This is a genomic window from Aquabacterium soli (genome assembly GCF_003933735.1).
Lineage (GTDB): Bacteria > Pseudomonadota > Gammaproteobacteria > Burkholderiales > Burkholderiaceae_C > Aquabacterium > Aquabacterium soli.
Map to the genome: position 1 here is coordinate 1 of NZ_RSED01000042.1, position 5437 is coordinate 5437.

Consider the following 5437-nt stretch of genomic DNA (forward strand, 5'->3'; position numbering starts at 1 on the left):
TCGGGATTTCCTGGCCAGACAAGATGATGTGTCTGGCTCCCCCTGAGCTAGCTGCTGGGTAGTCACTGCTACCAAGCTTACACGCTGAGTGGTTAGCCGCCCCTTGAACCTGTTCTGCAGGTGGCTGGCTGGCCAAGCCTTCTGAGTTGGCGGGCATCTCTGTCTACCGCAGCTTCCAATGCCTAGCTGTCTCCGGCTGTTACATCCACGATTGAGTGCTTAGTTAATTGATCTCTAAGCGCGTGCTTGCTTACAAGCTTTAAAATAATTCGGTGGATACAACATTCCCTACAATAATCAAGAGCAAATGCAGGCATGCAATCTAAAGACCGCAAGCGGAAATTTACATTCAGCGACCAAATTTACGATTCGCGATGGTTTTTGAGGGCGAATGCATTAAATATACGGCTCGATGTTTTAGGTGGTCATTTTTTGACTAATAAGGGGCGGCTATGCATGGGAAACCATTTCATCAATTTTTTTTACTGCCTGGCAAGGGAGTGTTTTCCCATTTCTTTTTGATTTTTATGGGCCTTGAAGGGATTCTTGTTGCGCCGGCCTATTCTATGACCAATATTTTCACCGCACAAAGCTTGGTGCGAAGTGTTGATATAAATGGACAGATAAAAGCATTTGACCTCGGTGCTGGTCAAGTTATAAAAAAGGATTATGGGAAGGAGGATAGTACAACAACTTCGCAGAGTACTTTATCAGTGGGAATGAGCTTAGAGCTTCCAGAGGCGTCTAGTTTTGCTCAGGGCGTCGCCAGCCAAGAATTCAGAGCAGATGGAGATGGATTATATTTTTCCAGCATTGCAGATGTTAACGTTGCTGGTAGCCCTGCATATCCTTTTAACGTTGAAGGCGAGGGCGCAGCGCATACCGCAGTACGATATTGTTTCGCCGTGACGACCGAAACAGAAGTTGTCCTCCAAATGAGTAGCATCATAGGAGATTTTCGAGACGAGGACTTTTATTTTAACCTCGCTGACAAGGATGGAAGAATTATCTGGGCATCCACTGGCTATGTCGGTGAGTCTGGCATACCGAGTCGCGATTACAAAAAATACTTAACCCTTTTTAAAGGCGACTATGTACTCCAGACAGGACTCAGTGCTTACAGCACCATGACAGGTGGAGCAGCATTTCCAGGACGAACATCAGCGCAGTTTTCTATCACTGCTATTACCGCTGTGCCCGAGCTCCCATCGTGGGGCATGGCTTTAGCTGGTTTGGGCTTGATCGGGCTGCGCATGCACCGTCGGTGAGCTACACAAAGAAACGATTTCCTTTCAGCCTAGAACCGTCACAAGCGCACCGTACACTCGTTTGAGTGGTGTGGCGGACTTGCGTCGCCCTAAGTTGGAACTTGTCTTGCATGATCTAGTCTGCCTACGCATGAGTACCCAAGTGACCCCGGCTTCATCTCCGATTCGGAGCGCCTCACGCGCCACCATCGTGCCATCCATCCCCCAGTTGCTCCTCTTAGCCGCTGGGCTCTTGGCTATGTACGTTCCCACTTACATAGCGCTGGATCAGAATGTTTGGAACATCGTAGGCCAAGGCCATGGCCCAATCATGCTGGCTTTAACCATGTGGCTAGCATGGCAAAGATGGCCTTCATTAATCGATGCGCCTTATGCGAGCAGTCCCTTGTTGGCATCGCTTCTCATGGCGATTGGATTGCTGTCCTATTTGGTGGGCCGATCTCAAGATATCTTGATGTTGGATGCTGGCTCTCAGATATTAGTGTTTTCTTCTTTGATCTTATTTTACAGAGGTCTAAGAGGCTTAAAGCACATGTGGTTTCCCTTGTTTTTCATTATTTTTGTTGTTCCTTTGCCAGGTCCCTTGGTTGATGCCATAACAGGGCCTCTCAAAAATGCAGTTTCCGTGGTTGCCGAGCAAATCATGTACAAGGCCGGATATCCAATTGGCCGTGCGGGTGTGACCTTGACAATTGGTCCCTATCAGTTGCTGGTAGCTGACGCCTGCGCAGGACTGAATTCTCTATTTGCGCTGGAGGCAATTGGTGTCTTTTACATGAGTGTAGTGCAGCACACCAACAAGCTGAGAAACATTATGTTGGCTATTGCGATTCTGCCAATTTCGTTTATTTCTAATGTAATCAGGGTGATCGCTCTTGTTTTGGTCACATATTACTTCGGGGATGCTGTTGGTCAGGGTTTTGTGCATAACTTTGCTGGAATATTGCTATTCATGGTTGCGACAATGTTGACTATTGGGGCTGACTCATTTTTAGGGTTGTTTTTTAAAAACAAAAAAACAATGCCTGTGAATGGCTAAATAATGGTTAGGCATTTCGGACAGGTTTTCTAGTTATGTCTTTCAAGATAACAAGAGTTTGCTTCCTCCTTGAGGGTAAATGATGACAATTAAACAGTTATTTTCCATCCTATTGGCTCGGAAGATTTTGCTTCTGTCCATTGCTGCAGTGGTGGTGTTGTTAGGTTTGACTTTGGTTTTTGTGTTGCCGAAGCAATACACGGCCACCGCTGCTGTTGTGATTGATTCGAAGTCGCCAGACCCAATATCTGGGATGGTTATGCAAGGCGTCTTGATGCCAAGCTATGTGGCCACCCAGATCGATGTCATCATGAGTGAACGGGTGGCGCAAAAAGCGATAAGATATTTGCGTCTTGAAGATAGTCCTCAAATGCGTGCCCAATGGGAGGAGGCAACAGAAGGCCAAGGTGTTTTCGAATCGTGGTTGTCTGATCTCTTCCTCAAAAATTTGGATATTAAGCCCTCCAGGGAATCTAGCGTTATCAATGTGAGTTACACAGCCGCTGACCCGAGGTTTGCGTCAGCGGTGGTAAATGCTTTCGTGCAAGGCTATATTGATACTACGCTTGAGTTGCGTGTTGAGCCAGCACGGCAGTTCAGCCGTATGTTTGATGAGCAAGCCAAACAGGCTAGAGATAAGTTGGAAAAGGCACGTGCAGCGCTTTCCGCTTATCAGAAGAAGAATGGCATTATTGCTACCGATGAGCGCTTCGACGTGGAGACCAATCGTCTCAATGAGTTGTCCGCTCAGCTTGTTGCACTTCAAACGCAAACTGCAGATGCTACTAGTCGGGCCTCCAAAGCCGGCAGTGACACCTCGGAAGTACTCAGCAGTATGGTTGTGGCAGGGCTTCGCACTGACATTTCGCGGCAAGAGGCCAAATTGAAAGAGCTCAGTGCTACCTTGGGAGCATCTCATCCTCAGGTTGTTCAACTGCAAGCCAGCATTGCGGAACTCAAGGCCCGGCTTGTGTATGAAACAGGTAGTGTGAATTCCAGTGTTCGGACCACCAGCGCAGTCAACCAGCAGCGGGAAGCTCAAGTCCGCGCGGCATTAGAAGCTCAAAGAGAGAAGTTACTCAAGCTTAAAGAGCAGCGTGATGAGGCCGGTGTGCTGTATAGCGATGTCGATAACGCGCAGAAATCCTACGATCTTGTTGCGATGCGGCTGAATCAGACTGCTCTTGAAGGACAAAGCAATCAGACAAATGTGGGCGTTTTGAAGGTGGCTAGTCCGCCACCATCTCACTCTTCGCCCAAGTTCCTTATTTTCTTGGTGGTTTCCATATTCCTGGGTGTTTTGCTGGCGCTTGGTGTTACTTTACTGATCGAATTCTTCGATAGAAGAATCAGAGTGGATGACGACTTGCTTCAAATCGCGGGCAATGAACTGCTTGGACATATGCCGCCTTCTTTGACCAAGGCCGGCAAGCGTCGAATCCTCCCGGCATCCAATATTCCGAAGATTTCTAATCGTGCATTGCCCGAGTTGATCGGTTCTAAGTAAAAAGCTTACAAGATGGACAACGCAAACAATTCCGCATTGCCGGTAGATCGCTCAATTGGGCAAATTATTGCCGAGACGAATAACTTGAGCCCCGATCAAGTCGAGAAAATTGTTACCTATCAGCGTGAGAACGGGGTTAAGTTCGGAGAGGCCGCTGTAGCCCTTGGATTTGTGGAGAAGGGTGACGTGCTTTGGGCATTAGCCCAACAGTTCCATTATCCCTACGCGGCCTCTGCTGGTGAATCCATAAGTGAAGAGTTGGTCGTCGCCAATGAACCCTTCAGCGATCCAGCCGAGTTCTTTCGAGATGTCCGCTCGAAACTGTTGAATGGCCTAAACTCGACGCCAACTAGGTCGGCCATTGCAGTGTGTAGTGCTGGCGTTGGTGATGGGAAATCATATTTCGCTGCTAATTTGGCGGTTGCATTCAGTCAGCTGGGAAGCAGAACATTACTCGTCGATGCGGACATGCGCACGCCGAGGCAGCACGAGATATTTGGATTGGATAGTAATGGCGTTGGGCTCAGCGGTATTTTGTCAGGTCGGGCCGAATCCAATGTTGTTCGCCCGATTCCGGCTTTACAGAGTCTTTTTTTAATGCCGGTAGGTGTAATTCCTCCCAATCCACTGGAACTTATCCAGGGGCGGAATTTTGACATCTTGATAAATGAATTGCTCAATAAATTTGAGTACGTGGTTGTGGACACTCCTGCGGCTACGTACGGAGCTGACGCCCGTGTTATTGCGGCCAAATGCCGAGCCTCAGTCGCCGTAGCCAGGGTGGGGCGAACAAAAGCCGCGGAATTTGTTGCCCTTGAAAAATCTTTGAAGCTGGGTGGAAATAATTATCTTGGGTCTGTTCTAAATCAATTCAAGGAGTGATGGTGAAGCAGGCTTTCTTTAAAAAAGCTGTAGCGCTTTTTTTTGTTTTTGCGTCTACCGCAATTGTGGCCCATCAATTGGGCCAAAAGGATCCCAGACGGGTTGTATTGCCTGAGGCGAGCCTAGAATCTGTGATTCCTCAAAAATTTGGGGAATGGCGTATTGATGATAAGCAACCGGTAGTTATAGCCAATCCCGAGCAGCAAGAGACCCTTTCAAAGATATACACGGATGTGCTATCTAGAACCTATGTCAACGGGCAAGGACAGCGAGTGATGCTTTCATTGGCGTATGGAGCCAACCAAAGTGAAGGTTTGCAAGTGCATTTTCCTGAGGTTTGCTACGCCGCACAAGGGTTTGCGGTGGGGCCGGTGAGCGATGTCGATATCAGGGTGGCTGATGAATCTGTAAAGGTTCGGCATTTGACAGCCAAAGCTGGTGGAAGGAATGAGCCGATTACCTATTGGGTGGTGGTTGGTGATCAAGTGGCCAATCGGGGAATTGACCAGAAATATGTTTTGCTTAGATATGGTGCAAAACTTGTAACCCCCGATGGGCTATTAGTCAGAGTTTCATCAATCGGTACGAACATTTCAGATGAGTACGATCTTCAGGAACGATTCTTGAACGATCTATTTGGTGCAATGAGTCCTGGCCCGCGTGTGCGAATGCTGGGTGCTAGTAGAACTTAATGGGATTTTGTCGTGAAGAAAATTGCTTTGATCACCGGCGTGACCGGCC

The 5437-nt window shown here is 48.0% G+C and carries 5 protein-coding genes; all 5 read left to right on the plus strand.

The genetic code is table 11. From position 1 onward, the window contains the following. Nucleotides 1–452: 452 nt before the first annotated feature. The 5 genes from EIP75_RS23535 (at nucleotide 453) to epsI (ending at nucleotide 5388) form a co-directional block, all read left to right on the plus strand. Entirely contained in the window at nucleotides 453–1268 is an 816-nt protein-coding gene (locus EIP75_RS23535) for a hypothetical protein (protein ID WP_125245627.1), read from the plus strand. 130 nt (nucleotides 1269–1398) lie between these two features. Beyond that, nucleotides 1399–2307 (plus strand): exosortase B, encoded by a 909-nt coding sequence (gene xrtB, locus EIP75_RS23540; RefSeq protein WP_125245628.1) that lies wholly within the window; start codon nucleotides 1399–1401, stop codon nucleotides 2305–2307. Nucleotides 2308–2386: 79 nt separating this feature from the next. Further along, nucleotides 2387–3814, plus strand: coding sequence for a chain length determinant protein EpsF (gene epsF / locus EIP75_RS23545; RefSeq protein ID WP_125245629.1), 1428 nt, complete (start codon nucleotides 2387–2389; stop codon nucleotides 3812–3814). A 12-nt stretch (nucleotides 3815–3826) separates the two neighbouring features. Then, complete coding sequence (locus EIP75_RS23550; protein ID WP_125245630.1) at nucleotides 3827–4696, plus strand: polysaccharide biosynthesis tyrosine autokinase; 870 nt, start codon at nucleotides 3827–3829, stop codon at nucleotides 4694–4696. After that, the gene (epsI, locus tag EIP75_RS23555) at nucleotides 4696–5388 is read left to right on the plus strand and encodes an exosortase-associated protein EpsI, B-type (RefSeq protein WP_125245631.1); all 693 of its coding nucleotides are present in this window, start codon (nucleotides 4696–4698) and stop codon (nucleotides 5386–5388) included. The genes EIP75_RS23550 and epsI overlap by 1 nt, the downstream gene beginning before the upstream one ends. The last annotated feature ends 49 nt before the right edge of the window (nucleotides 5389–5437 follow it).

Excerpts from the sequence above, each read along its gene's own strand:
- epsF (WP_125245629.1), top strand. The coding sequence starts at position 2,387 with ATGATGACAATTAAACAGTTATTTTCCATCCTATTGGCTCGGAAGATT.
- epsI (WP_125245631.1), top strand. The coding sequence starts at position 4,696 with ATGGTGAAGCAGGCTTTCTTTAAAAAAGCTGTAGCGCTTTTTTTTGTT.
- EIP75_RS23535 (WP_125245627.1), top strand. The coding sequence starts at position 453 with ATGCATGGGAAACCATTTCATCAATTTTTTTTACTGCCTGGCAAGGGA.
- EIP75_RS23550 (WP_125245630.1), top strand. The coding sequence starts at position 3,827 with ATGGACAACGCAAACAATTCCGCATTGCCGGTAGATCGCTCAATTGGG.
- xrtB (WP_125245628.1), top strand. The coding sequence starts at position 1,399 with ATGAGTACCCAAGTGACCCCGGCTTCATCTCCGATTCGGAGCGCCTCA.